The organism is Rouxiella sp. Mn2063, assembly GCF_049319665.1.
GTDB lineage: Bacteria > Pseudomonadota > Gammaproteobacteria > Enterobacterales > Enterobacteriaceae > JBMOUD01.
This window is the reverse complement of record NZ_JBMOUD010000017.1, coordinates 71,686-95,458: the sequence shown is the minus strand read 5'-3', so window position 1 is coordinate 95,458 and position 23,773 is coordinate 71,686. Positions and strand designations below refer to the sequence as shown.

The 23,773-nt window shown below is 49.0% G+C and carries 16 protein-coding genes and 1 tRNA gene; 2 read left to right on the top strand and 15 right to left on the bottom strand.

Annotation, left to right across the window (positions count from 1 at the left end):
• Nucleotides 1–4: 4 nt before the first annotated feature.
• Nucleotides 5–2,167 carry an ornithine decarboxylase SpeF gene (gene speF, locus ACL9RG_RS19750; protein ID WP_422794350.1) on the bottom strand — a complete coding sequence of 721 codons (2,163 nt, stop codon included), beginning with the start codon at nucleotides 2,165–2,167 and terminating at the stop codon, nucleotides 5–7.
• Between the two features lie 819 nt (nucleotides 2,168–2,986).
• Here speF and ACL9RG_RS19745 point away from each other — a divergent pair.
• A tRNA-Phe gene (locus ACL9RG_RS19745) sits at nucleotides 2,987–3,062 on the top strand.
• Nucleotides 3,063–3,321: 259 nt separating this feature from the next.
• Here ACL9RG_RS19745 and ACL9RG_RS19740 read toward each other — a convergent pair.
• Nucleotides 3,322–4,332: an MBL fold metallo-hydrolase gene (locus ACL9RG_RS19740; protein ID WP_422794349.1), complete on the bottom strand. Its 1,011-nt coding sequence runs from the start codon at nucleotides 4,330–4,332 to the stop codon at nucleotides 3,322–3,324.
• A gap of 437 nt (nucleotides 4,333–4,769) precedes the next feature.
• On the opposite strand from ACL9RG_RS19740, the gene ACL9RG_RS19735 reads away from it, so the two are divergent.
• On the top strand, nucleotides 4,770–5,441 hold the full coding sequence (locus ACL9RG_RS19735; protein WP_422794348.1) for an HAD family hydrolase: 672 nt from the start codon (nucleotides 4,770–4,772) through the stop codon (nucleotides 5,439–5,441).
• 86 nt (nucleotides 5,442–5,527) lie between these two features.
• Here ACL9RG_RS19735 and ACL9RG_RS19730 read toward each other — a convergent pair whose 3' ends face one another.
• The 13 genes from ACL9RG_RS19730 to ACL9RG_RS19670 form a co-directional block, all read right to left on the bottom strand.
• Nucleotides 5,528–6,796, bottom strand: coding sequence for a VasL domain-containing protein (locus tag ACL9RG_RS19730; protein ID WP_422794347.1), 1,269 nt, complete (start codon nucleotides 6,794–6,796; stop codon nucleotides 5,528–5,530).
• 24 nt (nucleotides 6,797–6,820) lie between these two features.
• Nucleotides 6,821–7,264, bottom strand: a complete 444-nt coding sequence (tssE, locus tag ACL9RG_RS19725; protein WP_422794346.1) for a type VI secretion system baseplate subunit TssE — start codon at nucleotides 7,262–7,264, stop codon at nucleotides 6,821–6,823.
• Nucleotide 7,265: 1 nt separating this feature from the next.
• Nucleotides 7,266–7,802, bottom strand: coding sequence for a type VI secretion system lipoprotein TssJ (gene tssJ, locus ACL9RG_RS19720; protein WP_422794345.1), 537 nt, complete (start codon nucleotides 7,800–7,802; stop codon nucleotides 7,266–7,268).
• A complete protein-coding gene (tssG, locus tag ACL9RG_RS19715; protein ID WP_422794344.1) occupies nucleotides 7,783–8,877 on the bottom strand; it encodes a type VI secretion system baseplate subunit TssG in 1,095 nt (364 codons plus the stop codon). The genes tssJ and tssG overlap by 20 nt, the downstream gene beginning before the upstream one ends.
• Nucleotides 8,841–10,604: a type VI secretion system baseplate subunit TssF gene (tssF, locus tag ACL9RG_RS19710; RefSeq protein ID WP_422794343.1), complete on the bottom strand. Its 1,764-nt coding sequence runs from the start codon at nucleotides 10,602–10,604 to the stop codon at nucleotides 8,841–8,843. Before tssF ends, tssG begins: the two co-directional genes overlap by 37 nt.
• 32 nt (nucleotides 10,605–10,636) lie before the next feature.
• Nucleotides 10,637–12,232 carry a type VI secretion system protein TssA gene (gene tssA / locus ACL9RG_RS19705; RefSeq protein ID WP_422794342.1) on the bottom strand — a complete coding sequence of 532 codons (1,596 nt, stop codon included), beginning with the start codon at nucleotides 12,230–12,232 and terminating at the stop codon, nucleotides 10,637–10,639.
• Nucleotides 12,232–15,453 (bottom strand): ImcF-related family protein, encoded by a 3,222-nt coding sequence (locus tag ACL9RG_RS19700; protein WP_422794341.1) that lies wholly within the window; start codon nucleotides 15,451–15,453, stop codon nucleotides 12,232–12,234. Before ACL9RG_RS19700 ends, tssA begins: the two co-directional genes overlap by 1 nt.
• 194 nt (nucleotides 15,454–15,647) lie before the next feature.
• Nucleotides 15,648–16,778, bottom strand: coding sequence for a hypothetical protein (locus tag ACL9RG_RS19695; RefSeq protein ID WP_422794340.1), 1,131 nt, complete (start codon nucleotides 16,776–16,778; stop codon nucleotides 15,648–15,650).
• Between the two features lie 2 nt (nucleotides 16,779–16,780).
• Nucleotides 16,781–17,047, bottom strand: a complete 267-nt coding sequence (locus tag ACL9RG_RS19690) for a PAAR domain-containing protein (protein WP_422794339.1) — start codon at nucleotides 17,045–17,047, stop codon at nucleotides 16,781–16,783.
• A 229-nt stretch (nucleotides 17,048–17,276) separates the two neighbouring features.
• Complete coding sequence (locus ACL9RG_RS19685; RefSeq protein WP_422794338.1) at nucleotides 17,277–18,365, bottom strand: T6SS immunity protein Tli4 family protein; 1,089 nt, start codon at nucleotides 18,363–18,365, stop codon at nucleotides 17,277–17,279.
• Between the two features lie 28 nt (nucleotides 18,366–18,393).
• Nucleotides 18,394–19,482: a T6SS immunity protein Tli4 family protein gene (locus ACL9RG_RS19680; RefSeq protein ID WP_422794337.1), complete on the bottom strand. Its 1,089-nt coding sequence runs from the start codon at nucleotides 19,480–19,482 to the stop codon at nucleotides 18,394–18,396.
• Nucleotides 19,479–21,068: a lipase/acyltransferase domain-containing protein gene (locus ACL9RG_RS19675; protein ID WP_422794336.1), complete on the bottom strand. Its 1,590-nt coding sequence runs from the start codon at nucleotides 21,066–21,068 to the stop codon at nucleotides 19,479–19,481. The genes ACL9RG_RS19680 and ACL9RG_RS19675 overlap by 4 nt, the downstream gene beginning before the upstream one ends.
• Complete coding sequence (locus ACL9RG_RS19670) at nucleotides 21,068–23,602, bottom strand: type VI secretion system Vgr family protein (RefSeq protein WP_422794335.1); 2,535 nt, start codon at nucleotides 23,600–23,602, stop codon at nucleotides 21,068–21,070. Before ACL9RG_RS19670 ends, ACL9RG_RS19675 begins: the two co-directional genes overlap by 1 nt.
• Between the last annotated feature and the right edge of the window lie 171 nt (nucleotides 23,603–23,773).

Sequence of the window (23,773 nt, the reverse complement as noted above, 5' to 3'; positions counted from 1 at the left end):
TCGGCTAAGCGGCAATAACGTAGCCAAGAATACGTTTCCACCCGACAGGTTTCTTCTCCACATAAACCCCCTGCAACTCCGGCGAGAATCCCGGTAATTTGTTGATCCCCTCTTCCAGCGCCAGAAAATACTGCTGCACCGCCCCGCCCCACACTTCGCCCGGCACCACGCAAAGCACGCCCGGAGGATACGGCAGCGCGCCTTCGGCGGCGATGCGCCCTTGTGCATCAGCAATAGCGACCAGCTCAACGTTATCGCGGATAAACTCGCTGTGCGCATCTTGTGGATTCATCACCACCTGCGGGAAGCTGGCTTCGCGGAACATCTCTTTTTGCAGTTCCTTCACATCAAAGCTGACGTAAAGGTTGTGCATCTCTTGGCATAGCTGGCGAATGGTGTAATCACGGTAACGATCTTCATTTTTGCGATATACCGTTGGCAGCACTTCGCTTAATGGCGCATCGTCGGCGATATACTGCTCAAAGCGCGCGATTTCATCGACCAAATGCTGCATTTTTCCGGCGGTTTCCGCAGGCGTCAGCAGGAACAGAATCGAGTTAAGGTCACACTTCTCCGGCACGATGCCGTTTTCACGCAAGTAGTTAGCCAAAATAGTCGCCGGGATACCAAACTCGGTATATTTCCCGCTGCTGGCATCAATACCCGGCGTGGTCAGCAGCAGTTTGCATGGGTCAACAAAGTATTGTTTCTCGGCATAGCCAGAGAAGGCGTGCCAGCGCTCACCCGGGACAAAGTCGAAGAAGCGCACATCGTTTGCCATCAGTTCAGTATCGTGTTCCTGCCAGGCTTTGCCATCGACTACCGGCGGCACAAATGGCTGGATCATCGAGCAACGCTCAAGTAGCAGTTTTCGGGTGTCGATCCCCAGCTTCACGCACTCCATCCACATATTTTTACCGCTGCCACCGGCGTGCATACGGGCATTAACATCAAGTGCTGCAAACAGCGGATAGAACGGGCTGGTTGAGGCGTGCATCATAAAAGCGTTATTAAGTTTTTTATGGCTGCAATGGCGCTTTTGCCCTTTGATGTGGTTATCTTTTTTATGAATTTGCGAAGTCTGTGAGAAGCCAGCCTGCTGTTTATGTACCGATTGAGTCACGATAATGCCCGGATCGTTTTCGTGCAGATCCAGCAACAGCGGCGAGCACTCTTTCATCATCGGGATAAACTGCTCATAACCAACCCATGCTGAGTCAAACAGTATGTAGTCGCACAGATGGCCGATTTTATCCACCACCTGACGAGCGTTGTATACGGTGCCGTCGTAAGTCCCGAGCTGGATAATCGCCAAACGGAACGGGCGCGCGTCTTTGGCTCGCTGTGGCGCAACCTGCTGGATTTGTTGGCGCAGGTAGTCTTCCTCAAAGCACGCAGCATCAATGCCGCCGATAAAACCAAAAGGATTACGTGCCGTCTCCAAATAAACCGGCGTGGCTCCGGCCTGCAATAATGCACCGTGATGGTTGGATTTATGGTTGTTGCGGTCAAACAGCACCAGATCGCCGCGAGTCAGTAGCGCGTTGGTGACCACTTTGTTGGCCGCCGACGTGCCGTTGAGCACGAAGTAGGTTTTATCAGCGCTAAAGACTTTCGCCGCATGTTTCTGCGCATCTTTGGCCGACCCTTCGTGGATCAATAAATCACCGAGTTTGACGTCTGCATTACACATGTCTGAGCGGAAAATATTCTCGCCAAAGAACTCGAAGAACTGACGACCTGCCGGATGGCGACGGAAGAACTCCCCGCCCTGATGCCCCGGACAAGCAAAGGTAGAGTTTTCCATTTCGACATATTTTTTCAGCGTGTCAAAAAATGGCGGGAATAACCCTTGCTCGTATTCTGCGGCGGCCGCTTCTAACTGCGCCGCATAGGACGCCTGATTAGCATCTGCCAGACCAAATACGCCTTTTAATGCCGACAGGTAATCTGGAGATACCTGCTCCTCTCCTTGAACAGCAACAAACGCCGGAATACCAAACCCCAGGGCGGCGATAGCGGATAACACGCCGTTATTAAGATCATCGACACTTATCACGATAGCCGCAGTATCGGTGTAATCCGCGTTTTCAAGACTCACCACATCACGAGAAGTGTGAAGATGAGGGGCCACAGAGGCGCTTGCTACTATTTTTAACTGTTTCATGTTACGGCTCTCAAACGGTTAAGTAAGAGGGTGTGCCACTGGCACATCAATGAGCAAGATTGTTCTACGAGGAAATCCAACGCGACGCACCTGCCCGGCAGAGTAACGTTGAGTCAGCAGAAAGTCGGACGTGGTAATAACGATAAGGTTATGGTTTGGCACGACGGTTCGACTTTCAGGCTTTACAACGTCTGATAGACATCAGTAAAAGCAGAGTGGCGCTCTGTTTTTAATAATGCCTAACAGCGAGCAAAAGCTAGCCTTACCGCATGTTCACGAGAACAAAAGAAGAAAAACTGGAAGTGTCGCGATCGCCGCACCCAGGAGTCATCAGCATAGGCTTGCAATATGAGTAACTGGTCATAATTATGGAGCAACCTTCTTAAACGGTGCCGCAGCAATCGGAAGAAAATGGTGGTTTTAATCGCATATACCTAAAATAATTGGCGTTGCGTCAAGGCGGTGAGCGTGGCCTATCAACAGCGAAAATAGCCAGCCAGCACGGAGACAACGTCAAACATTAAAGGTTAGGATTTTGCCTAATAAAGCGGCGCAATCATTACACTTTTCATGCCCTGCTTCAAGCCTGTCACGCCGACAAATTGCAACGCAAATAGGCAAAAATCCAAGCATTTGATTTGCCATTACTTGTCGCGCAATTTATTGGCCAAGAGTAGCCAGGTGGGTATAAAAATAGTGCAAAAATCACGATGAAATGCGGGTAATTGCTGTAAAAAACGCCACTCACACCGTTCCACACCACAATCGATGAAAAAGCCGTTGACGAGTACCGGCCAATACGGTTTAATGCGCCCCGTTGCCCGGATAGCTCAGTCGGTAGAGCAGGGGATTGAAAATCCCCGTGTCCTTGGTTCGATTCCGAGTCCGGGCACCATATTTAAAGAAACCAGCTTAACAGCTGGTTTTTTGCTTTCTGAGATCTGGACTCTCCATCGAACTCCGTTCGATTATTCGTTTCATCCTGAAACTCACCCTTTCAGGGCCAGCGCAAGCGCTGTTCAAAGGTGCTAGCGCACCTTTGTCCGAGTCCGGGCACCATATTTAGAGAAACCAGCTTAACCGCTGGTTTTTTGCTTTCTGATATACGGACTCTCCACAGCAGAGCCAACGCGTAAAACCTACGTCAACTCGCTTTACTCAACGTCCTGAAACCACATATTCGTTTCAGTTCCGGCATCAAAAACTTGTCCCTGATAGGGGGTCAGTGGCTTCAGCCCCCTTGCCCGCATTTCAGGAACGCTTTTGAGAACAGGTTCATTCCAGGAATGAAATGCCATGCTGTATGCTCCCCAGTGAACGGGAACAATATGCTGTGCTTTCACGTCCATAGCAGCCTGAACGGTAAGATCAGGGGTCATATGATCATCAGGCCAACGCCGGTCATACTGACCATTTTCAATAAATGCTACGCTGATATTTGGAAAACGTCGGCCTATTTCAGCAAAATGCGGCCCGTAAGCGGTATCGCCGCTGTAATAAACCGTCTCGTCAGCATGCTGAACAATATATCCGCCCCAAAAACTTTTATTGCTGTCACGCAGGCTTCTTCCTGAATTATGCCAGGCAGGCACCAAGGTATAGCGCACACCTTCATGTTCGACAGTTTGCCACCAATCCAGCTCCTTGATATGCATGCTATCCACGCCCAGCGGTCTGAGGTACTCCGACATTCCTAACGGTACAATAAAGAGCGCTTTGGCCGCGGCGAGTTGCTTGAGAGTCTCTTTTTCAAAATGGTCGTAATGGTTGTGTGACAGCAGTACCACATTCACTTGCGGCCATGCGCTAACTGGCGCGGCAGGTTCTTGATAGCGGCGCATATTGATAAGCAAAGGTGAAACCGATGGACCAAGCACCGGATCGACGGCCACCGTCTGTTTAGCGATGCGCATTAATAAAGCAGAGTGACCAAACCAGATAAAACGGCTGGTATCATCATCTTTCAGAAACAAAGGCCACTCAGGTTGCATCATCGGGTATTTATTCTTTGGCGCATACTGGCTTTCGCCCTGCAGCATCTTCAATACCCCTGATGCCCCGTCACTAAAGGTTACGCTGCGCAACGCTTGCGGATTAGTAAACTTCCTTTTCTCAGTATCGTAATTTGGACTATCCGGGTAAGCCTGAAATGAACGAGGAAACATCTCACAACCTGCGATGATCCCAGTAAGAATCGCTGGAATAGCAATTATAAATTTTCTATTAAATTTCATTTTTATCATGGCTGAATGGAATGAGTATCTCTGCTAACGTCCATATTGAATGCGTCAGGATAACAAGCGAACAGAATAAATGAGTATGCACTCATTTATTATCGCGTCAAGTTTTGATACTTTTTTAATCAAGTACAGGGCAAATCAACTCATGCGTATTTACGGCAGGTCTCAACCTAAATGCTAAATCACGCTGCTAAAACGACAGGCCAAATACTGTCTTGTCAGAACAGCAAACTTTTCGCCAACACAAAACGACAGCGCCACCTTTCTAAATGAGGTTACAATAGAGAATTAAATTATAGAGATGCATGCTCTGGCGCCGTTTTAAGTGAGGTGCCAATACGAGGTAAGGAGTAAGGGACACGATGGTTATTAATGCTGTAAATACTGGCAATGCGCTGTCAGTTTTTGATTTCGATGGGACGCTCACTAAACATGATAGCTTCGTGCCCTTCCTGCGCTTTGCCTTCGGTAAGCGCGTGTTTATGCGCCGGTTGCTCAAATTAGCCATCCCCACGCTTAAATGTATCGGCCGTCGTGTCACTCGTGATGAGTTAAAAGAAATTCTGATCCGTACATTTCTTACTAATGTGAAAGCGCAGTGGGTAGATGAAAAAGCCGCAGAGTTTTGTGATAAATACTGGCAGCAGTTGATGCGCCCTGCCGGGCTGATTGCGGTTGCCGCACAGGTTAATTCTGGTGCCACGGTAACAATCTGTTCAGCCTCTCCTGCAATGGTACTCAAGCCCTTCGCTGACAAATTGGGCATCCGGCTGATAGGCACTAATCTGGAAGTGAAAGACGGCGTGTTGACCGGGCGAATTAGCGGCCACAATTGCCGCTGTGCTCAGAAGGTCGCAAGATTGGAAGCCGAATACGGCTCGCTATCTTCATACCATCTGCGGGCGTTCGGTGATACCCGCGGAGATTATGAGATGCTGGCCGCGGCTCAGGAACCCTATTGGCGTCCCTTCCACAGCGCCTGGGGGAAACGCAATCCTCCTATCGCTAAAATTAAGCAGCTACAAAACAAATAGCCAGCGACGACGGCATAAATAAGCCACAAAAAAGCCCCGATGTTTAAACAACGGGGCTATCAGATTCACTTCATCGAACCACAGGTTCACTTCCTGGGTTGTCCTGCCTGCTGTTTTATCAATATATAGCGATTGAGCAACTGGTTCAGATGCATATCCGTTTGCGCTACCAGCGCCGCTGGTAGCGGTGTGTCAGACGTTTGTTCACTTAGTAGATACAGTTGTTCTTCCAGTGGAACCGAGCGCGACATTGCCTGAGTGATAGAGAACACCATCGACTTCAGCTCGGAACCGGTCATGTATTTTCCCTTGCGACTATCTAATGCATTGAGTCGTTGGGTTAGTTCTTGCAGTTCGGCCATTCCCTGATGCCAGCCAGAGAGTGACTTCATAGGCAAGGCGTTGGCGGCAATATACTGTTGCCACTGCTTTGTCAGTGCGGCAGCTTCTGGCGGTTGTGCCTGAGCCACCAGCGCAAAGCCATACTCCTGCAGCCATAATGGCGGTAGCTGCTGTAATTGATTCAGCGATAGCTCATTTGCCAGTACCGGCAGCGTCTTTAGCGGATGAGTCGGTTGTAGCCATACTTGCATCCCCCAACACGACGCACCACCCACTACTAAGCTCGTCAGCACGCCCGCGATAAAACCTTTCCACTGGCGCTTTGGTTTTTCTGGCTGGGTTGTCACAACGCGCGGAGCAGTCGGCTCCTGACGTGCAACATAAACTAACGGCTGCGAAGTGCCGGCAGGCGCGAGACTCGGTTGAACGTTGGGCTGAGTACCCGAGATAGGCGTCAACACCACGGCAATGTCGTCACTGCCACGCGCATCGGCATTCTCCAAACGGGTCGCCGCATTATGCATAAAGGTGCAAAGATCCCCTATCTGACTGGCATTTTTCAGTTCCAGCCGCTGCAACACATCGCGTATTCCGTTCAAATGCTGTTCGGCCTGATAAATCAGCGACAGATCGTTATAGCGCAGACTCAATGTGCGCAGCATCGTCTGTAAACGTTGGCTTAGTCCGGCCAGGATTTCCATTCTGGCATGCACCGGCTGTGGCCACAGTGCGCCCCATTGATGGGTAATCAAGGCGTTAAGTATCCCCAATCCTTCGTTTAGCCCGTACATTCCCGCCTGATATGTGCGAGAGAGCGTATACCAGGATGCCGTTTGTAATTCGACGCCATTTTGGCGGAACAACGACAGGCTAAGTTGCTCAACGCGCTTCCAGTCAACATCCGGTCGTGCCGGATGGCTTAGCTTAGAAAGTTCGTCGCGAAGCGCGGCAAAATCTGCCAACGCACGCGGGTCACCGCCGGTTTTTAATACGCGTTCGGTATCAGTAGTCATAAGATTATCTTCCCTGAACAGAGGTTAAAAAGACTCGCTCGGATTGAGATAGTGCTGTTGTTTCAGATGACGCATCAACACCCGGCCCTCCGGCATAAATGCCGTGCCGTAACGTACCAACCCCAGCCCCTTTAGCTCCGCATCTATGGCATATTCCAGATGCCCCGGCGTAGTCTGAGGTAACAGAATGACCTGCAAACTTTTCAGCCGTGGCTCATATTTGAGTAACGTAGTAGAAAGCGTGGTCAACAACGAATGCGCCGATCCCGGCAAACCTTGCAAGATTTTGCTCATATCGGGCAGGCCATAATCGGGCAAGTGGCTAAGTGTCCCGGCCCGGCAATTCAGAATGCGCTGCATATTATCGAGCACGGATAAGATGACTTGGTTTTCTTCACTGATTTGATGGAGATCCAGGCCACCGGCGAAGTTGCCGAACAGGGTTTCGTAAAGCGAGGGCTGAGACATATTATTTGTCCTTTAAGGCTAATAACGTGAGCCCGTGATTATTCAGTTCAACCTGACGTGCCTTATCAGGATCGAGGTCTTCTCGACTTAACACCACTCTCCAAGTATTGTTAGTAATATCAGGTGCTAAAAACAATCCAACGACTGCCACATATTGCGCTTTCTTATCCAATGGCACATCGATGGTCACCGCAGCACCAGGACGAATACGGATATCTTTTTCTTCGAGCAAATCAGCCTTAATCGCTTGGCTATCCTCAGCAAACAAAGATGGATAATCCGTGCCATCAAACACTTTACGCTCTTTGAGCTGATAGATACGCACCACGGTGGCCAGCGGAGCCCCACTTGCATTATTGTTTATTGCCTCCCTTGCTTTGATATCCAGATGCAGCGTTTTCACCTGTTTATAAAAAATGGATTTGGTCACCGCAACGGTGCCATCACTCACAGTTTGTGTCAGCCCACATCCACTCAACATTGGAATGATGACCAACATCAGTAATGCAAAACGGTTTTTACCAGCGATAGTCGCCATATTCATCAGCCTCCCTTCGGTGAAGATTTTCCTGAACACGTTGGTAGCGGCCCAGATTAATAGTGATCATTTCCATTTTATTTTCTGTTGAAGCAGTCCGCTGTATCCGCATCACCGCCGTTCTTCCTAGCAAAACTCCCGTACTTTTTGGCTGGCAAGAGAGTTTTGCGTCGGGCAGTAACGAGCGCAACACGGATAACTGAAGGCGCACATGTAGCCGCGAGCCCAGATAAACCTGAAGTAACGCCAGCAAGTCAGTATGCAACTGCCCCCCGGGTAGCCACTCTTTCGCTTCATCCGGGTTATTCGTCTTCAGTCGCAGTAAAATCTGACAGTTAACATCCACAGCGTGACTGCCCATTACCGGGCTACTGCTCATACTCACGGGGTGGCGTGCGCTCATAGTTAAGGGATGGCGTAATGGGATACGGCAGCGATCGTGCGCGATTACCCGGGCTTGGGTGTCCGGTGCCAGCAGTTGAACTAGCGCAACAATACCTTCACTGGTCCGCGTGGGCAGTCGCATCATGCTAGTCAGCGCCAGAAATCGAGATACCGGCGTGGCAATGTTCTGCGCACATCCATCAATACCCAGACCGCACAGGCTCAGCAGATATTTGGAGGTTTTATCAGTCCCACCGGGCGCAAACGTCGCCGGATAAGAATACTTACGCCAGATACGATAGTACTGGGTGATCAACCGATGATTGAAGATATCCAGAAAGTTGCTGACCGCTTCATGGCCCTCCCTGCGCTGTGCAATATCGTCGATATACGAGGTAGGCAATGGCGATTCCACACCATACAACCCCATAAATGTCGTACGAATAGTAGGAGGAAGGTGCGAGTACTCAGGCATCTCTACCTGTTTAAACTCGCTGGCCGGAAACCCCATCCCCGGATGCGGACGAAAACGTACCGGGTCTTGTTTAACTTGCCAGTGGCTACCCAACGCTGGCGCGTCAGGCTGACTTTGTTCTAATAACTGGCAGAAGCGATAAAACTGGGTATAGGGCAATTTATGGCGCAGTTGTTCTATTAACCGGGCAGACGCTGATTGTGATTCTCTTTCCATCGAATGCATTTCCCTGCAGGCTGGACGATAACGGTGAGCTGATTAAACAAATGGATGTCAGCGTAAAGGGCAAAGAATCGATGAAGCATTTCACCGAATAAATGGATATCACCTTCACCGGTAAAACCGTTGCCATCTAGCGTCACTTCAATGTCGATCCCCCGCAATAAAAAGCCCTTTTCAAAGCGTTGGATCTGGTGGTGCCGTACCTCAAGAATGGCATCAAGACGACGGTTATTCAGCTCATCCCCCTGCCAGTTATATAACTCCAACGTGCCACGAAGTACTTTAGCGCTGCTCATAAGATTGAGGTAACTTGAACCAAGATGGCTGAGTACCCGCCACTGGAAATGGTCTTCCGCCGGGGGATAAGATGGCAACGTGGGTTTGCAGAGATTACGTACCTCAATTGGCGTTTGTAATAATGCTTCACAGCGATCCAGCAGCGTGCTCTGTAATGCTTTACGTGGGAGCTGGCCGTTAGTACCGGTAATTTTCAGCGATACGGCCTCACGCTCGAACTGTCTGTCAGACTCCCACTGCTGCCCCCCAAGGATCAACCAAGTATCATGCAATCCGGTCACCCCCCGCTTCACTCGAGTATGGAAGTAGCGCTCCGGCGCATGGCGTCTTTGCATCCCACCGCGATGACGAAAACTGGTAAAAGGCACATAAGTCGCATCGGATGTACGTTGCGACCCCGTCACCGTATCAACGGCGTAAATTTCGGTGTATCCGTCTTGCAAGCGGCGCGGACGCAACAGATATTCACTTTCCAGTCCGTTGATAATCAGTGGGTCAGCCTCCAGAGAAAATAGGTTGATCACCGGTACGCAGTGTAGGTGAAGCACATCGTCTGTTACCGGCAGATCACTTTGCCACTGACTGTTAAGTACCACCTCAAGATCAAGATGTGTAATACCGCTGGGTAATGTCACCGTTTCCAGCCCATTGAGGTGCACGAACATAAATTTCTCGCGGAAGGTGAAATACTCCAGCAGCAGCTGGTAGCCGCTGAAGGCACTTTCTCCTTTAGGCCACAGCAGATCCTCATCGGCAAAGCCACCGGGCGAAAACCAGCCGTCCAGCTTTATCCGGTCAGACTGATTGGGTAGGCGCAAATAGAGCGCAGCCTGACGGCGGGTTAGTGCCAAATGCAATGCACTGCTTAGTGGCGCATCGCCTGCCAAATAGAAGCACAGACGACTCAAGTCAGCCTGCGACCAATCGGCCTGCGTACTACATGCTAACCTGATGCGCAGTACCGAGCGCCCGTCCGGCTCCGTCGCCATCACCACTTTCGAGACTGCAAGCGGGTTAAGCACCATATCGCGAGTAGTGCGGTACTGGCAGACGGTATTTTTCGGCCCGACTGGTCGCGAATAGACTCCCATTCCCGCTGGCACAGTTTCTGCCATTTTCATTGCTGGAACATCCGGCGTCAGTGCCACCACCGAAAGCGACGGAATAGTCCGTAGGTAATGTGGCCACAACATACTGACCAGCCCTTCGGTAAACTCAGGCAAGTCGTCATCAATTTTTTCGCGCAGACGTCCTATAGAGAAGGCAAAGCCTTCAAACAGACGCTCAACATAAGGGTCCGGTATCCCGGGCTTATCCAGATCTAACATGGCCGCCCGGTCGGGATGAGTTTGTGCAAATTCTTTGGCTGCATCGCGCAGATAGCGCAATTCGGCATCGTAATAACGTAAGGTTTGGTCTTTCATCGTTTTCTTTTATCAGGAAGGGCAATTATTGATTAACCGCACAGTACTGCGGCACGCGCCGGGTCGAGAGCGATTAATCCGCCAAGGAGGGTTTCCATTTCGCTATGCAGGCGTGTTTTATCCGTGTCTGCGCGACTGACTTTCATCCGTAATAGCTTGAGACGACGGGCCTTCACTTCAAACAGCAGCTCGGGTTCCCATTGGGTGAGTGTCATGTGAGTCGCGTTACCCTCCAGTTCACCGAGCAGATGCAATGCCATATCGTTTTTGCCGTACTGTTCGGCAACGCGCGCCATCAGTAAGCGTAACAACCACAGATGGCGCGGTGTGCGAGGTCCCGGACGGTTTTGCAACCAGTTAAAGGCAGCGTCGACACCTTCGCTGTCGGCCTGTGCCAGCGCTTCTGACTCCAGTTGTAGAATGTCGTCGTCACCTGCGGTACTTGCCGATGCCGCTGGCTCGTTGCCCCAACTATCGGAGGAAGTCATCACTTGTTGGTTTATCCAGTTGAGTGTGACCTCATCCGCGAAGGGAACGCCGTCATTGAAAGCTAATCCTTCTAGCCCAGGCAGACGGGTCAGCAAACCATGCAGGTCTTGCTTGATAATCTCTGCCCACCGGTCATGAGGCGATCCTGCCTTGGTGAGTGCCTGATGGATATACCATTGCAAATCCAGCCACAGGTGATTAACACCTTGAGCAAACAGGCTGTCGGTCTGCTCGAGCAATTCCAGCCAACTTTGTTGTAGATACAGGCGTTTGAGCAGCGCACGGTTCTCTGGTTTGGGCGGGGCCAGGCGAGTACGCCCATCGGCTGCCAGCGGCGGCAGCTCATGTAACGTATCCAGACGAACACTTTTCATCAAATGATGACCCGATAACCAGCCGTCAGGTTGGTCGCGCAAAAAACTGGCCAGCAGTTTCGCCTGATCAAGTAAATCCCGTCCCGATGCCACCGGTTTCAACGCGGGTGAATCTACGGATGACGACGAGCTCATTGAGCTGCTGCTATTTTGTGGGATAACAGCATCAAGACCACCGGACTGCGCCAACCGACTTTCCAACGCCGCATAAAGGCTGCCAAACTGAGGACGGGCGGACTCATCCCAACCGGCAATACTTTCTTCTGTTAACGCCAGCGCTCCCACGATGCGCTCAAAGTCAGTTTTTGCCACTTCCGGGTAAAGCGACAGGCTATCAAGCACTCGGCTTCCCGCCAGCCATTCCAGCGCCAGCTTGCGGCTGTTGGCTCGTTGCGGATGAAGGTCATCGTTAAATTGTTGGATCAATCCGGCCAACAGGGCAAGCCCATCCGCCAGTCCAGATTCGCCATCCCTGTGCAGGCGGGCCCAAATGTAGTAAGTCGCTACGCGCACATCTTTGCATGAGGAAGTCAGCAACTTCTCTGCCAATTCACAGACCAAGGCCGTGTCAGCACCGGACAGTTTGTTGACCTCTTCGCGCATTTGTTGGAAGTCATCGTCATAACCGGGGTCATCACCTACTGATGAATGTGATGAGATAGGGGCCAGCCACTTTTCCCACAGTTGTATCTGCTGTTGTGCCTGTTGTGCGAGCGCCTGCTGATCGGCATGGCTGGCGTTCAGTAATGTGTGTAACGAGGCCATCAGTTTCCCTCTTCCTTTTGGGTGTCCGTTATCGGGGCGCGGTCACTCGCGCCAACGCTGAATATCTGTGTCGGTAAAGTGAAGTTTCGCAGTTTCAGTAATGCCAGCGGACCTTCTCCGGCTTCGGTACGCAGCGTGTAATTCAGGGGACTGCCATCGGAGGCTTTCCAGCTCAGAGTAAAGCTGCTGTTTATTCCCGGATACGGCGTCACATTAGCTTTATCGAGTAAACGGATTAACCCCCAGGCTCCAGGGAGATCGGCAAACTGTCGGGTACCTGCCTGAGTGCTTACCCAGCTCAAACTGGCGCCAGGTGCTTCAGTATCATTAGGCCAGGTGAATCGCTTCCAGGTAGGTAATTGATTGTAATAATTTAGCTTTTGGCTATCGATCACTAAATCCGTCTGCATCACATCTTTTGCCGTGCCAGGACGCAGCTCAAAGTGCAAGCCCGCTTCACCGTTGGCAAACACCACATCTGACAGCGCGCTCAGCGTATCCACGGCTTTCAAGAATACCGGGTTGAAGGTTAGCCCCTGTGCGTTAATGCTATCCGGCACCCAATGACTCCCTTCTTTATGCAGTACACCATTCAGACGGGTTTGTAGAAAACGGGCAATACGTCCGCTGTCACTGTTGAGATAACGCGCCAACAATGGGAGTGACACTTCGCTACTGGTGTTTTTTAAGGGATAACGACCGCCGAATGTGCTGTTCCAGTCATCGACAATCGCCGCCTGCCATTGGGCGTTCAGGCTTTGGGCGGCGGGCGTTAACACTTGCTGCCACGCCTGTTCCATCGGCTGAACAAATACCGTCTGTCCAAATCCGCTCCATTCCTGACCAAGGCTGGCGGCCACCAGACTGCCATAATCACGGGTTTCCGTTAAATCGATAGCTTTACCCTGAAATACCGTCTGCGCCAGAGTTTGCGTCATCGCCTGAGGATCGGCTGCATTCACCACCTGCTGAAGTTTAAGACGCACCTGAGTGACACGAGTCAGGAAGGTTTGCAGGCTGAGATTAGTATTGCCCTGACCTCCCACCTTGCTATCCATTAGTGCTAACACGGGGCCAAAAGTCGCATCCAACGGACCTTGAGCACCGGCCAGTTGATCTATAGCGGGTTGCTCGTCCCTGTTTAGCAGATTTTTGGCCGATCTCACCAGCGAGTCCGACAAGGCACCGCCGGTCTGCCCCGTTTTCCCCTGTATGCTCAACGTGTTCATTAACGCCACCAGAGGAGACTGTCGCACATCTGCCATCAATGCCAGTTGTTCAATGGCATCCGATAACGTCTGCGCTTGCTGCCAGTGTAAACCGTTAAGAAAATCCAGCCAGCTGGCGGAAAAATCGGCAAAATAACGCGCTTTCAAACGCGCCTGAAGTGCTTCTGGAGAGTCTTGTTGCAGCACGGCGTTTTTGCTATCACTCAGCACCCAGTCCATCTCTTCACGACGTCCGCTGACTACTTTTTCAATCGCCGGTTTAACGGCTTCATCCCATGCTTTACGAGTGAACATACCCGGTACAACGGCATCCGTTGTGAAGATACGCTCAGGATCGGTATCGCCGGTCATATCAACCAAACGCATATCGGCATACTGATGGGCGACTTGCAGTAACATCTTCTGATAAAGCGAAGACTCGCTGTTACGCGCCCCCATCTGACGAACTAGTAGAGTACGAACCTGATTAACGAGATCCTCATCCGGTTTAAGACGCCAGTCAGGATGATGAGAAAGGTTACGAGCATAAAAATCTAACAAAGCCGGACCACTGCCCTGCCAAATGCCGTCCGGCACGTCCTTACGCTGTGGCCAATCGCTTAATAGCATTTTACTGAATGCTGCCGCATCCATTTTATCCGGGCGTACCAACATAAGGTAGAGTTTCAATTGCTCATAGGCGGGTTTCACCAATTGTTCGCGATGCGGATCGTCAGGTGGCAGCTGCACCAAAGTATTAAGTTGTTCTTTTAGATGAAGGGCGGCCGCATCACGTAATAAAGGCAGCGCACTGGCTCCGTAGTGAGGCCACAATGCCGCCAGCAAGGCCTCATTCTGACTCAGCCCAAATCGACTGTACCAAGGCGCTCCTTGCTGCTGGCGATACTGCAACCGCTCCAGACTGTGTTGTAAATCCAATTGAGCCTGCAAACGTGCAGGAAGGGGCTGCTTAACGTTAGCCGCCAGCGCCAGCTGTGACTCACCATAATTAATTGCATCACGGTTCACCAGGAATGACACCAGCATGCCAGCTCCCCACAGTACCATCACGCATGCAGCTACTGTTGCCAGCATTTTACGCCAGGCGAAACCCAGCGGTTTCGCGGCAAGCCCCGCGGGTAGTGATGGCAGGGAATCGAGCAATATATCCCAGCGATTATCCTTGCCCCAGTGGTGTTTCAAGCTACGTTGTGTGTTTACCGACATCGGACTGAACATCACACCAGCAAGCGGTGATGGACGGTACGGATTCAGCAGCACGGTAAGCGGTGTCATCACAGAGTCAGGGCGATGCGCTAATTGATCGGCAAGTTGTAGCAAGAACTGATAATGGGTGCTAGCGCTAACCTGTTGTGTCCCCTGTGCAATTAACGTCGGTACAAGTCTGGTAAGTAGTGAATTCAGCTCATCAGGCTGACACTTAGCAGGCAGTAAACAGCCGACAGATTGTGTCACACGCTCATCCTTGGCATCTTCGACAGCATGCAACGACCAAACATACAGCGGTAACTGCCAGCCGAGCAGCGCATAACGCTCAGCGAATGCCTGCGCCACGTTATCCATCATATCGGCAGATAATGTTGTTTTAGCGTCTTTCTGGCCCAACGTGGTCTGGCAAGCTAAAGCAGAAGTTACCCACAGCACACCATCCAGCGGACGACGTCGTATTTTACGCAACGCAGACAGCCACGTGCTGTCTGCCGGTGCACCAAGGTCACCGCCCCACAACAACACCGTACCCTTGTCCTCCTGCCAATATTCTACGGTGAGTTTAGGCGCGAGTTGTTCCACATCGGCCACGTTGCCAGTAAGCAGCAGGATACGGACTTTACGGGGCCAGAAGCGGCCGTATTGTTTCTGCAAACTGGATTTAATATCAGCACTTACCTTGCCATTGGCAGATGCATTATTGGTGACTTTATCTTTTCCTGGTAACTTCGGTTTAAAAATAACTTGCCTAATGGCTTGTTTCCACCGCCACCAAAATGTCATTCCTACAAGCCCAATCAAAAGGGCTGAAAAAATCCCAGCCCATATTAACCAAGCAAAAGATACCAATATTCCGCTATTTTCCAATTGGCGTTGAAAAACTATCAAGAGTAGAGCACTCACTCCAGCCAAACCAATAATTAGAAGAAAATACCCCCAGGAACCATAACGCAGTGGTTGAGATCCTTTATCTTGGTTCATGAAAATAACTCCTTCGTAATTAAACACATCCAACCTGAAGATTGAGACTCTTGATAAATTATTAAGTGATTTTTAGAAGTCTTATCTACTGCTTCCACCATCATGCTCAAGGATAAACCGAAGGCGAGTTCTCCTGGTGGCCCGAAAGTAAGATCAATATAATGAAGTGGTTTCTTTTTAGGTAACATCCAATACCGAGAGTTAGCATATAACGCTATATTTGCTGAGGTATCCTCCGAATCACCTGATAACCAGACATGCTCTAATTCATTAAAATTTAATCTGTTGTAATCAAAAAGCATATCAAGATCATCAGGCAACTTTTCAGGAGTCAATGGCATTATTCGTCCTAATCCTGCGATCTTAGTAAATTGATGTGTAACAATAAACTCTGACGAACTGAGTAATTGAGCAGATATAAACTCACTGGATTGTTGTGGTATATCATTTGGCCAGGTTTGTAAGCATAAAATTAAAACCACACCATTTATTTCAGACTCAAGATTAAACTCATTAATATCTTCAATAGAAGAAAAAAACTCTGGGATAAGATCCCATTGTTTAAAAAAAGAGGATTTAACTCTTTCACGCTCACGATGTAATGCTGATGGATATAATACGTATATTGTATTTAAATAATGACGATAACCGACTGCTTGTTCTTCCAGTTTTGAATCAAGTTCACTTAACATTACTGATAATGGATGTTCCCCCCCCCAAAGAGGACGAGCCTTTTGAGGATACATAGGAATTTTTGCTGTCTCACCTAAAATGGAGGAAATGCCATCAACTTCAGGAGTTAATAAAACATTTCCTATTACAACAAGTTGTTTTCGACTCCATTGTTGCCATTGTGATTTGGTTTTTTGTGACTCCTCATGCCAAGAAAATGCAGATATTCCTGATTGCTCATAACGGTTAAGTATTACGCCAAAAATACAACACCATAAAAGCAATCCAGGTAATGCGCCATAGAGCAGTATTGGGATATAAGTTGAAAAATGGCCAATAAATAAAGCGCATAATGACCCCATTATCAACATTATTACCAAAAAAATTACCCATCGAACATAATGAGGTGGTGGCAATACTGATTGTTCTGGAATTTTAGGAATAGGCCAAGCCATAATTATCTCTCAATGCTGTTTTCAGGGTGAGAACTGATAACTCGACATCCACAGGCACACTGACAATTATTAACCACAACAGAGATACCTTCTTCCATTTCAGTTGGTGCGCCTTCAATAATTGGATTGACTCCATGCCCGGGGATAGGACACGAGACTAAATCACCAACTAGTGCAACCTGTACACCATTAATAAACATAGTAGAGGATGCGGTTATTACGTTTCCCCCATGTGTAGTAGCATCACCTAGGCAAACGATCCCAGCCATTCCTTTCTCCTTATCGTTACTATTATTAACTAGAAAAATAAACAATTATGTATTTAAATTATTTAAATTAAGTAATCATTCATGTAAGGAAATTATAAATTCGAATTCCACACATTAGCATTTTGGAATATTAGGATTGTAATCGATATATATCCCCTCCTCTGACGCGAGAAGTACCAGCGCCAGTTTTTTATATTTCATACAATCAGCTTGCATCCTTGGCCACGGGTTATTGACCAAATGCTCCAGGCCGTAACCTTATCGTATGGGTGATCTGCTCCCAGACACTAACCGCTTCATTTTCTGTTAGTTGATAATTACCCGTTTCTCCACGCTGCGTAAAGTCCATAAAAAATAGAGGTGTTTTGGGAGTATTTGTTTTTTCATTGATATGCAGGGAAAAACGTAAGCTTTTCTCTCCCTTATCCTTGCCTGTAAATAACCACTCTTCACTATACTGACCATTAATATTTCGTTTGCCTTTTTGGATAGTTCGCCCTGAGGCAGCTTTAATCATCAGGTCGAGTGGACCACTTCTTTCCAATAACGTACTGTCCTCATTCGTATAATTATCAGTGTCGAATTTAAATTTGGTTTTCGCATAGTCAGGGGAGGTAAAGATAATATTCAGACTTTCATTTTGGTTTTTGCTCCCGTCGGCAATAAACAAATCCGGCAGGCAGAGCCCAGCCTGTTGCGGGATCTCCGTATTACTTTGTCCTGACATTCTTTGTAGTAACTGCGTTAACGCTGCAAGTTTTTCAGGGACTGTATTACCGTAGATTTCGGGAGTATCCTCTCTGTCATCATCGTATCGGGAAGACAACCCATTCCTTGCTTTCATTTCGATTTCTACCGCGACTCCATTAGTATACAAATATGCTTCTAGAACACGGGACGCATCAGGGACTGAAAGTCCCTCATTCCTTTCAAATATCACCCCCTCCATCCCTGCTGGCAGGGGATAAACATGTTTTAAAAACGGTTTATCCTGTGGATTTAAGGGCTGTTTATTGCTCAGTTCGGCTTCCCGCAGGTGGATTTTTTGCTCAAAGGCCGGGCGATAAAGGCGCTTGGTTTTTATCGGTGCTCGATCAATAAAGGCCATAATATTGCCTTCCTTGATCAGAAAAGATCCCGGCATATCGACCAGATAACGGCCTATACAATGGGGTTTCATACCTTGTAAAAAAGTTTGCATCTGCGTGTTCTCCTCAGGAGTTAAATGACTATCAGGGCGGGAAGCAGCATACGCTCCATGCCCCATCAGTCCTGCCCCCAACGCGAGAAGTACCAGCGCCAGTTTTTTATATTTCATACAATCAGCTTGCATCCTTGGAAACGGGTTATTGACCAAATGCTCCAGGGCGCAACCTTATCGTACGGGTGATCTGCTCCCAGACACTGACCGCTTCATTTTCTGTTAGTTGATAATTACCCATTTCTCCACGTTGCGTAAAGTCCATAAAAAATAGAGGTGTTTTGGGAGTATTTGTTTTTTCATTGATATGCAGGGAAAAACGTAAGCTTTTCTCTCCCTTATCCTTACCTGTAAATAACCACTCTTCACTATACTGACCATTAATATTTCGTTTGCCTTTTTGGATAGTCCGCCCTGAGGCAGCTTTAATCATCAGGTCGAGTGGACCACTTCTTTCCAATAACGTACTGTCTTCATTCGTATAATTATCAGTGTCGAATTTAAATTGGGTTTTCGCATAGTCAGGGGAGGTAAAGATGATATTCAGACTTTCATTTTGGTTTTTGCTCCCGTCGGCAATAAACAAATCCGGCAGGCAGAGCCCAGCCTGTTGCGGGATCTCCGTATTACTTTGTCCTGACATCCTTTGTAGTAACTGCGTTAACGCCGTAAGTTTTTCAGGGACTGTATTACCGTAAAGTTCGGGGTGTTTATTACGTCTTTCTCTATAACGCTCTTCTGAGCCATTTCTCACCTTTATTTCTACCTCTATCGCCACACCATTGCTATATAGATGCGCCTCCAGAATACGTGCCACATCATGTATGGAATTACTTTGGTTTCTTTCAAATATCACCCCCTCCATCCCTGCTGGCAGGGGATAAACATGTTTTAAAAACGGTTTATCCTGTGTATTTAAGGGCTGTTTATTGCTCAGTTCGGCTTCCCGCAGGCGGATTTTTTGCTCAAAGGCCGGGCGATAAAGGCGCTTGGTTTTTATCGGTGCACGATCAATAAAGGCCATAATATTGCCTTCCTTGATCAAAAAAGATCCCGGCATATCGACCAGGTAGCGGCCTATACAATGGGGTTTCATACCTTGTAAAAAAGTTTGCATCTGCGTGTTCTCCTCAGGGGTTAAATGACTATCAGGGCGGGAAGCGCTATACAGACAACCGGCGGTTAAGCCCACAGCTAAAGCCAGTAATGTTATGGCCGTTTTTTTCATTTTCATAAGTCAGCCAATGTGGTGTGTTGAACCTGCTGGATAATTTTTACCAGCGCCCGCAATGTAAACTGTTGTGCATCTGAATTCTGATAAGCGGATTCATGATCTACCTCCACCTGATAACGCGCCTGTAGAAAATGGTCGGCTATTCTCCCCGAACGTAGTGGTACCGTGCCATCCCCTGGTTCTTCCGGTGCTTGTATCTCGTAAGTCTGCTTTACCCACTTCCCCGCTTCAGACGGAGTCGTGACGCCGCGTGTGGTACCGTTTTCGGTTTTGTCTAACGCCAATGCATCACCCGGCGTTAAATGCTGCTCTTGGCTCTTACCGAAGTTAAACCACGAGGTTTGGGCCTGCCAACATACCTCACCATAGGCAAGATGGGCTGCTGTAGCGCCGTAAAAGGCATAAGTGGTTGAGTGATACTTTCCTGCAAGGTTTTCTATAAAACTACTGACTTGGTCGTCTATTATCTCAGAAAATGATTGCCAATCATTGTCTCGCTGTTGTTGATCACCATTCTTCCCCGGATTGATAAACTGATCTTCACATAAGCCCCACCATTTATCGCGTTGCAGATAAATTTCTTCATAAGGATCTGCCGTTGGGTAAGCCGTAACGTGCTGGCCATCAAGAATTCTTAACCAATAATTGCCGTACTCCTTCCCAGGCAATAACTGCAATGGCCCCGCCGATTGTGCCAGTACCGCCGTCATGGCAGCAGTATCGCCCCCCAATACCTTAGAAGTGAGCCATCCGGTAAGGCTCCACGACGCATATTCAGTTCCAGCTTTCATTCTGCGGTAAGCTGCCGCGGCCCCGAGTGCTGGCAGCACACCGTGCAGCACCCCTAGGACATGCTGCTCTCCTTCCAGCACCTGGGTATAATGCCGTGCGACCAGCCCGCCCATCGAGTGAGTGACTAATATCACTTTTTCGCATTGACGATTTTTGCTCTGATAAAAGTTGATAATATCGGTGATTTTATCTGCCAGATACTGGGCTGAATCTGCGTTGGACTGTAGCCAGTTATAGCCGACGGCAAACACCGGGAAGATATAGCCATAGGTTAGCGCTACCTCAGCCGGTTGTACTGACACATCCCCCGCTTCCACGTCCAGTTGACTCTTTAGCAGACGGATACGTTCGCCGTGTTCCATGTTATCGAAATCGTTTAACGTATCCTGCAACCAGTTCAAAAAAGAAGAGTAACTGGTATAAGCCACACTCCCCCAACCCCGTTCACGCCGTGTTTGCAGTAAAAACAGTTCATCCTTATCATCTACTTTTCCGCCATCATCCACCTCTGTACTTACTGGGTTGAGTTTTTCCTTACGTTTTTGTGGCCCCGCGGTGATCCAGCTACTCAAGATGCTCCAAGTACTATCCAGGTTCCAAACACTCTCATATTCATCATTTTGATTGCTTTTCAGATTGCTTCCCATGACGCCGGGAACAAAGATTACAGGAATTACTTTCTCTGGATACACAATGCACTGCTGGGTTGAGCCACAGTCTTTTGGCTGGCTCACCAATTGATAATTGGCTCTGCCTGCCTGATCAAAAGTTGGATAAATTTTGGTGATTCCCATCACTTGCTATCCTTATTCAACGTGAGATTTACGCCCTTCACCACCTCATAACTCTGTGTAGATAGACGCCCTTCCATCGTGGTACTGCCTTGTGTTTTCCCTGTGTCACTGTTAAGTTCAGCATGCTGGTTTTTTAATGCTTTCTCTGTTCCTGCCAAAACCATTTGTGGCTGAAGCTCATAATTTCCCTGTTGATACTGATTCAGCATTTCGCTGGCACTTTTCCCACCAAACTTCTGCCATACCGCGCCACGCTCAATGATTTTATCCGGTGCTGCACACTCCACTGTCCCGTCCGCTATACGGATATAGCCTCCACCGCTGGTCAGGATGATTTCCTTTTTAGCGCTGATAATGATTTTTCCTTCACTGCTGCTGATACGGATATCTTTCAGCGCGTCCAGAGTCATTTCATCACCCTGTGCCTGAATCTCAATTTTCCCTTTACTGGCGAACAGTTTGATACCTAACCTCTGGGCATACAGGCTGATTCGCTCCCCGGCTGCCACGGTCATTTTTTTCAGGATGCTGAAATCGGTATTGCCGCCACTTGTCGCGGTGATGTTTTCTCCAGCGGAGAATTGCAGTGATTTCGGCGTCACCTGGGCTATCCCTTCCGGGGCAGACAGTAACAGCGCGGATTTTTTGAGTTCAGTCAACGCCTCGCTTAATAAGGCTTTCTGCGTTTGCAAGTCGGCAAGCTCTGCTTTTGCGACTTCAGCGGCGCTACTTAAAGACTCCGCTAAATTCTGCGCCTGTTGTAACTGACTCAGGGCTGCGGACATCTCCAACATTTGCCCATTGGCTGAAGGTTGTTTATCTGCGGTGATAAATACGCCAGCCCCACCACGCACACTTACCCATTTATCCGTACGCAGCTCTGCCCCTTCTCCACGCAATACGCGAGCGTAATCAACATTGTGACCCAGATTAAGCTGCGTCTTGCCGCCGTACTCGGTGCTGAGCTTAATATGTTCTTCGCCGCGCTTGTCTTCAAAGCGCAGTTTGTTATTGGCCGGGGTGCGGATGACGTTGCGGGTGTTGTTTTTCTCGGTGACATGGTCAACGTGGCGCGAGTCATGCAGCGCATGGGCGATATAAGGCCGGTCCGGGTCGCCGTCGTGGAAGGCTATCGCTACTTCAGTGCCCTGTATCAGCGGAAAGTGAATACCGTAAACATCACCGCCGTAGGGTTTCGCCAGACGCAGCGGCATGCTTTCTTGCCCCGGCTTTCGGTCGTCCTGGTCGGCATCAAATTTCACCCGGTACAGGCCCAACGCATCCTGCCAGGCGTAGATATCATGAGTTTTGGCGCTGGTCACACGCGCCATCAGCGTGCCGCTGACCTTAGGACGAGGCAGCAGCGCCGGACGCCAGCACAGGATTTCGCTATAGGGAACAGCACTAAAATTTACCAGCAGTGATGTCGCGCGACTGGCGGTGAAACGCAGTCCGATAACCACCACTGGTTCTTGCCACACCGCCGGCAGCCTGGATACCAGCGTATTGTCTGTGACGGTCAATACCTGGAGTAACGCTAAGGAGGCATCCGTACTGCTCCCCTGTAACTCGGTTTGTGAGGCCAGATACCGTTCATGTTCGAGACGTGCCCAGAAATTACCGCTTTCCGGGGCGGGTGTTATTGCATCACCACGTACTAGATGCCGAGGCTGATACTGATAAACATCCCCATAAGTTATGCCATCGCCATCTCCTCGGGTCATATCAGCCCGCGCGGAGAGCAGTATATTTTGAGCTTCACGGTGGTTGTAATCTTTAGCCTGAACAGAAGCCTCGACAACCTGATGACGCAAAGATAATCCCCAAACCGACTCAACGCCGTTATCATTCATCCCCGCAGGATTGCCTAATGGCAGCGTCTTACCAAACTGATAACAGCTTTGTTTATCCCCAAATAAGAGAACCTCTGTTTGGGTATCTTCATGTAGTTTGAAGGTGTAGAAAATCCCGACTTCAGCCAATAAGCGTTCAATAAACGCCCGATCACTTTCGTCTATCTGGTTGATCTGTTCGCGTTTCGGATAGCTATGTTTTAAACCAAACTCAAATTCCCAGCCTTTGAAGTTATGTTCACGAAGGATTTGCTCCACGACTTCCGGTACAGTTTTATTGAGAAAGAAACGGTGAGAGCGTTTCTGGTTACCCAGTAGCGCAAAAAACGGCTCAAGCGTTATCTGATAGTGTGCTTCGTCTACGGAACCAGACAGTCGGGTGAAATTAGTCACCACACCATGAACCACTTTTTGCACCTGAGTTGCGGAAATACCCGGAATTAAATCGCCGACTGTTTGCATCGTAAGCGTGGTGCTACGACGTAACATAGCCTGCGCACTGATATCCTTATCAGTACTGGTAAAATCAATCCGGTAACGATACCCAGAACTCACCCCTTCCTGGCCAGAAAAAGACTCTACGTCCAAATACGCATCACAATCCTGCACATCAAGGCGATAACGATTCAGGCTCCCGGAAAGTGATTTTGCTGCATCGGCTAATATATTGGTGATACTCATTATGCATCCCCCTGCACTGTATTACTCTACGTCAGCAAGTTATGCCCCAGTAATACATGTCCTTTGAGTGAATTACTTTAAGAAGTAAATATAATTAACGGGTATATACCCAAAATAATTGGAGTTGCCTCAAGGCGGCAAGGGAATGCATCCCGATGAGCTTACTCAAGT